The sequence below is a fragment of the Photobacterium sp. GB-36 genome (genome assembly GCF_003026135.1).
Taxonomy (GTDB): domain Bacteria; phylum Pseudomonadota; class Gammaproteobacteria; order Enterobacterales; family Vibrionaceae; genus Photobacterium.
Genome location: NZ_PYNY01000050.1, coordinates 1 through 5,026, shown reverse-complemented (window position 1 = coordinate 5,026; position 5,026 = coordinate 1). Strand labels below are relative to the sequence as shown.

At 39.3% G+C, this 5,026-nt stretch carries 6 protein-coding genes; all 6 read right to left on the bottom strand.

The genetic code is table 11. The features are described 5' to 3' along the window. The coding region (locus C9J46_RS21075) for a hypothetical protein (RefSeq protein WP_107291476.1) at positions 1-940 on the bottom strand (940 nt) is incomplete at its 3' end. 138 nt (positions 941-1,078) lie between these two features. After that, entirely contained in the window at positions 1,079-2,035 is a 957-nt protein-coding gene (locus C9J46_RS21070; RefSeq protein WP_107206450.1) for a hypothetical protein, read from the bottom strand. A gap of 142 nt (positions 2,036-2,177) precedes the next feature. Then, positions 2,178-3,137, bottom strand: coding sequence for a hypothetical protein (locus tag C9J46_RS21065; protein WP_107206451.1), 960 nt, complete (start codon positions 3,135-3,137; stop codon positions 2,178-2,180). Positions 3,138-3,153: 16 nt separating this feature from the next. After that, positions 3,154-3,753, bottom strand: a complete 600-nt coding sequence (locus tag C9J46_RS21060) for a hypothetical protein (RefSeq protein ID WP_107206452.1) — start codon at positions 3,751-3,753, stop codon at positions 3,154-3,156. 110 nt (positions 3,754-3,863) lie between these two features. Next, positions 3,864-4,355 (bottom strand): hypothetical protein, encoded by a 492-nt coding sequence (locus C9J46_RS21055; RefSeq protein WP_107262343.1) that lies wholly within the window; start codon positions 4,353-4,355, stop codon positions 3,864-3,866. A 150-nt stretch (positions 4,356-4,505) separates the two neighbouring features. After that, a partial coding sequence (locus C9J46_RS21585) for a hypothetical protein (protein ID WP_158259627.1) occupies positions 4,506-5,026 on the bottom strand: 521 nt, incomplete at its 5' end.

Below are 5,026 nucleotides of genomic sequence, written 5' to 3'. Positions count from 1 at the left end.
GTGTGGTTGCTATAGAATCAGTGGTAGGGATCGGTATAACTTCACCCAATGGTGGCTCTGAATTTTGCTTCTCAACAATTTTCGTCACTGCTTGTTCAAACGCTTCATCATCCATACTGAACCAAAAGTCTGGCTTTCGATGATGCGCCTTATCATAAGCAACGGTTGCACTGTCTTTATGGCGGAAAGGCTCATTCATTGGAATGTCGGGCAAAGGCTGGCTCACATCCATATAGGCTTGGATCATGTTCCATAAGCGTTTGTATTCATCAAGATCTCTTGAACCATTGATAAAACGGCCAATGGGAACCCCATGTTTATAACCATTATAACGATGAACAAGAAACAGTTGATAATTAATAAAACCCTGTGGGGTTGGCGATGTTGTCAGGTAGCAATCAAACTCAACAAAAGGGTGACTAAATCGCACCTTATTACCGAAACCATACAGTGTGACCATGCCCGTTTCTCGGCTTAATGAAAATAAGGTTTTAATGGGTAATTTTCCATTAAAAAAAGAGAAAGACCACCAAATGAGTAAGGATGGTATCAATACGTATAAAAGAAAAGTCAAAATATCGATTGATGATTGCGATGAAATGTTGGTTACGAGATATATTATCCCCAGAAGAACAAATGCTAACGGCATCATATAGAGAGCAATAAATTTTCCGAATGTCACGGCATAAAAATAGACCAAGCCCCACCATGGGAAAGTGATGTCGTGAATCTCACGCTCACTGTATATATCACTCTCAAATGTCTTAAGCTTTTTCAGTTCAGAGGGGGTACGGGATCGCAGCTCTTTTTCTGGCACATGATGATTATTGCAAGTAAATGGGAAGTGCACACCTTTTCTGGCCATGTTTGACCAAAAGCCTTGCTGATTCCCCGGCGCTTGCGGCGGAATGTGCTGTGAGTTATAAGGATTATGCTTCATGGTTATTTTCTATCTTTCTTCGGCGTTAACGATTCTCAGAGTGAGAATACACGCTTAATAGACTGGGCAATAATTGGCCTGATTATGAGATATGACCTCCACAAAAAAGCACGCCGAGATAGACGTGCTTATTATGCGTTAGGCAGAAGCCGTATTTGGTGTGGTTGCTATAGAATCTGTGGTAGGGATCGGTATAACTTCACCCAATGGTGGCTCTGAATTTTGCTTCTCAACAATTTTCGTCACTGCTTGTTCAAACGCTTCATCATTCATACTGAACCAAAAGTCAGGCTTTCGATGATGCGCCTTGTCATAAGCAACGGTTGCATTGTCTTTATGGCGAAAAGGCTCATTCATTGGAATGTCAGGCAAAGGCTGGCTCACATCCATATAGGCTTGGATCATGTTCCATAAGCGTTTGTATTCATCAAGATCTCTTGAGCCATTAATAAAACGGCCAATGGGAACCCCATGTTTGTAACCATTATAACGATGAACAAGAAACAGTTGATAATTAATAAAACCTTGTGGGGTTGGCGATGTTGTCAGGTAGCAATCAAACTCAACAAAAGGGTGACTAAATCGCACCTTATTACCGAAACCATACAGTGTGACCATGCCCGTTTCACGGCTTAATGAAAATAAGGTTTTAATGGGTAATTTTCCATTAAAAAAAGAGAAAGACCACCAAATGAGTAAGGATGGGATCAATATGTATAAAAGAAAAATCAAAATATCGATTGATGATTGCGATGAAATGTTGGTTACGAGATATATTATCCCCAGAAGAACAAATGCTAACGGCATCATATAGAGAGCAATAACTTTCGCAAAAGTCACGGCATAAAAATAGACCAAGCCCCACCATGGCAATGTGATGTCTCTAATTTGACGTTCGTTGTAGCCGCCTTCAGATGGGTCTAACGTTCTAAGCTCAGAGGGTTTACGGGATCGCAACACTTTACTTGACACATGATGATTATTGCAAGTAAATGGGAAGTGCACACCTTTTCTGGCCATTTGAGACCAAAAGCCTTGCTGATTCCCCGGCGCTTGCGGCGGAATATGCTGTGAGTTGTAAGGATTATGCTTCATGGTTATTTTCTATCTTTCTTCGGCGTTAACGATTCTCAGAGTGAGAATACACGCTAAATAGACTGGGCAATAATTGGCCTGATTGATGATGAGATATGACCTCCACAAAAAAGCACGCCGAGATGGGCGTGCTTATTATGCGTTAGGCAGAAGCCGTGTTTGGTGTGGTTGCTATAGAATCTGTGGTAGGGAACGGTATAACCTCACCCAATGGTGGCTCTGAATTTTGCCTCTCAACAATTTTCGTCACAGCTTGTTCAAACGCATCATCATCCATACTGAACCAAAAATCTGGCTTTCGATGATGCGCCTTATCATAAGCAACGGTTGCATTGTCTTTATGGCGAAAAGGCTCATTCATTGGAATGTCGGGCAAAGGCTGGCTCACATCCATATAGGCTTGGATCATGTTCCATAAGCGCTTGTATTCATCAAGATCTCTTGAACCATTGATAAAACGGCCAATGGGAACCCCATGTTTATAACCATTATAACGATGAACAAGAAACAGTTGATAATTAATAAAACCTTGTGGGGTTGGCGATGTTGTCAGGTAGCAATCAAACTCAACAAAAGGGTGACTAAATCGCACCTTATTACCGAAGCCATGTAGTGTGACCATACCCGTTTCTCGGCTTAATGAAAATAAGGTTTTAATGGGTAACTTTCCATTAAAAAAAGAGAAAGACCACCAAATGAGTAGACACACCACTGATATAAAGATTAACCCAAGATATGCTGTATTTAGTTCACTTTGTGGGGCTTTAGTAAAAATATTCACCATACCAAAAACCAAAAAAGCTAACGGCATAAAATAGATTGCAATAACTTTCGCAAAAGTCACGGCATAAAAATAGGCCAAGCCCCACCATGGGAAAGTGATGTCGTGAATTTCACGCTCACTGTATATATCACTCTCAAATGTCTTAAGCTTTTTCAGTTCAGAGGGGGTACGGGATCGCAGCTCTTTTTCTGGAACATGATGATTATTGCAAGTAAATGGGAAGTGCACACCTTTTCTGGCCATTTGAGACCAAAAGCCTTGCTGATTCCCCGACGCTTGCGGTGGAATGTGCTGTGAATTGTACGGGGTATGTTTCATGGTTATCCTTTTCATTTTATAGGTTATCAGCCCATTCTTTTTGTTGTTGAGTAAAGTCAGCACGGGGAGGTCCAATATTGTTCAAACGTATTGCATTTTTATCTAAAGAAGGAAGTGGAAATACCGTACCTTTATGTGTTATTCGCGCTTTCGCTAAAACAGCGACTTCTATTGTTTCTCTGACATTTTTTGTCTGGCGAGTATCTTCCGTCGTTTTTATACAAAAAACATAACTATTACCTAAACTCATTCCTCCTAGGGAGGAGAGGGGCTGCTGGCTGGAATACTGATCACTCAACTGATTATTCCCATCAATTAATACCTTTGTAAGCTTTTGGCATGCTTTCACAGTGATATTCTTCTGATTTAATGAGATGGGTAAATTCGACTGAATATGAATATAATGTGTTGTAGGCATTGTATTCAAACGTTGTGATACTTTATCACTTAATTGTAACTGCACTTTATCTTTTGGATAAACAGTGATTTTAATGCCAATAATTTCGTTCAACCATGTAAGATATGCAAGCTCAGGGTCGTCCTTTAATGATGCATACTCTCCATTAAAACGATCTTCCTCCTCTGCAAAAGGACCATTGGCGAGCCATTCTTGCATTGAGTTATCTTTTAGCCATAAGTAGCAAAGCCCACCAGTAAGGGAGATTGCAATGGCTAACCACCCCCAAGGTCCGACTAAAACAGACGGCGTTTTAATCCTGTTCTTTCCTAATATTCTGCTTGTTCTGCAAACAGTTTTTGTGCTTTTTCTACCCACTTCTCACTGCATTGATTTTTAAAATACATATTACAATAGCGGCTATCTGGTGAAAAAAATAGAGCGGCATAGGGGTTGCCTAACTCTGCTGCTTCAATCAACATTTTTCCGGCCTTCGGAGTATCATATATACTCGAACCGTAGGTAATGGTGGCTAACCAATACATCGCTTCTGGATTTTTTTTATCGGCTAAAGGTTGAAGTGCTTTTTCAGCTTCTCCCCATAACTTACGCTGTATATTAAGTACCCCTTCAAAAAGCGGGTCACCTGGCTGATAGATACTCGCTATATCAATAGAAGGGTTGATACTTGATATCGGATTTTCTGATAAAAATTGTTCAAATACAGCAATATCGGCTTGTTGAGGTGTTGTTGCTTTTGAGCAACCGGTTAAGGCTATCGAAGAGAGAGTTAAAAGAAGGGTAGTAATTATTACTTTCATGCATTTAAGGCCTTAATTTAGCTGACTAAGAAGCTAATAGATTTAATGTTGAATAGTACACCTAAAAACAATTGGGCAATAATTTGCTTTAATATTGATTAAAAAAGCGCTTCCTTTTTATTTAGGAAGCGCTCAAAAATTAAAAAATAATTAACCTTCAGGTACGTGAGCCCCATCAATATAAATCACTCTTTTTACAGAATCTGCTTTTTCTTGTGCTTTATTATTTGCAGCAATCAAAGCTTCTTTTTCTTTAGGTGGATGAGTAAAGCTTATTGCAAAGTCATCACCATTAAAAAGTTCAGTTGCTTTTGCTGCAATATATTTCTCTTTTTCAGATAAAGAGTCATCTTCAATACTTAAGATTCTATATCCTCTCCAGGCATAGTTTGCACCCAAAGAGATACCTTGTGTCATTAATTCTTTATATATAGAACCATTCATTCTTTTATGTTTACCCTCAATTTTCATTAAGGATTCAATAGCCGGAACAAAGTTATTAAAACGTGCATAATTAAGAAGCTCAATAGCGAGTTCCTTCATTTCTTGATTGGAATCTTCTGCTTTTCTTAAATTATTAGAGTATTCAACAAGCGGGTAGTAGTAGTGACTTTTCGCTGCGTTGATAATGGCACTAATATATTGCTCGTGGGTTAAATCTGGTTTCAATA